Source organism: Hydrogenophilus islandicus (genome assembly GCF_054657095.1).
On the sequence record NZ_BAAHXE010000064.1, the window covers coordinates 1 to 1,371 of the forward strand.

Sequence of the window (1,371 nt, forward strand, 5' to 3'; positions counted from 1 at the left end):
GATTGTGCAACTCCTTTTCTGTAAATTTCCTTGGCGGGTGTCATGACGCCGGGGTTACGTGTTGAGGTTGAGATAGACCTTGCCGGTCATCCACTCGTCGTCGAGTTCTGCGAGCAAAGCGGAAACGAGCCGCAGGCACGACTCGGGATTAGGGAAGATGCTCGCCACCCGGGTTCGTCGTCGAAGCTCGCGGTTGATCCGCTCCAGGCCATTTGTGGTGCGTAGCCGCACGCGGTGTTCAGCAGGGAAGTCAAATACCGTGAGACTCTCCACGACAGATTCCTCGGCCCACTGGGCGAGCTTCGGGTGCTCTTGACGCCACTGGGCCAAACTCTCCCGCAACAGCCGCTCAGCCTCGATTCTGTCTGGTGCGTTGAAGATCGCACGGAGCTGCCGGGCAACCGTTTTTTTTGCCTCCTGCCGGGTCACGAACTGACCGGCATTCTGTTGCAAGTGGAACTGGCAGCGTTGCCAGGGAACGGAAGGCAACACCGCCCGGCGGGCAGCCTTGAGTCCGGCGTGGTCGTCGGAGATAATGAGCTTCACCCCTTTCAAGCCACGGGCAAGAAGGCTTTCGAGAAAGCGTCGCCAATTGATCTCCGCTTCCGATGTGGCCACCTCGCACCCAAGCACCCGGCGCTTACCCGATGCTTCGATCCCAACGGCAATCAAGACGGCGCAATCGACGATTCTTCCTTCCATGCGCACCTTCTCGTAACGGGCGTCCAGGAAGAGATAGGGCACTTCGCCCAAGGGGCGTTCCCGCCAGGCTTTGAGCCCCTCATCGAGTTTGGCAGCAGCGCGGCTCACCTGGGCAGAAGAGAGCTTGATCTCCGGCCCCAAGAGCCGCTGCAACACCTCGATCACCCGCCGGGTGGAGACCCCTTGGACGTACATTTCGGCCAGCGCGAGATTCACCGCCTGATCAGTCCGAGTGCCCTTCTCGAGCGCAGAGGGGTAGAAGTCGCCAGATCGCACTTGTGGCACCTCAAAGGTCACTTCACCCAACCGGGTGAGCATCGTCTTGGGCTTGTAGCCGTTGGCGTAATCGCGCCGCGTCGCTGTTCGCTCGTAGGGTTGGGCGCCGAGAAACTCGCTTCGCTCGATCTTTGCCGCCTCATTGACCAAGATGCGCAAGGCTTCGCCCGCGCCATCAAGTCCATGCTCGAGTAACACCGCGTAAGCGGCTTCGAGGGGGTTGGTTTGAACACGCATCGCCATGGGTACGCTCCTTTCTCCAGATTATGGCTTCATGATCCCGCCGCCGGTTGCTGTGCCCCCGACCGCAGCGCTCCGCGCCTCGGTCGGGGGTCAAGTAACCCTCCCAGCCACAGCGCAGGAGTGAATTTACAGAAAGGATGGTACACAACT

The 1,371-nt window shown here is 60.4% G+C and carries 1 protein-coding gene; it reads right to left on the reverse strand.

The genetic code is table 11. The features are described 5' to 3' along the window. Positions 1-54: 54 nt before the first annotated feature. The gene (locus ACYQ6T_RS10655; protein ID WP_416887903.1) at positions 55-1,221 is read right to left on the reverse strand and encodes an IS256 family transposase; all 1,167 of its coding nucleotides are present in this window, start codon (positions 1,219-1,221) and stop codon (positions 55-57) included. Between the last annotated feature and the right edge of the window lie 150 nt (positions 1,222-1,371).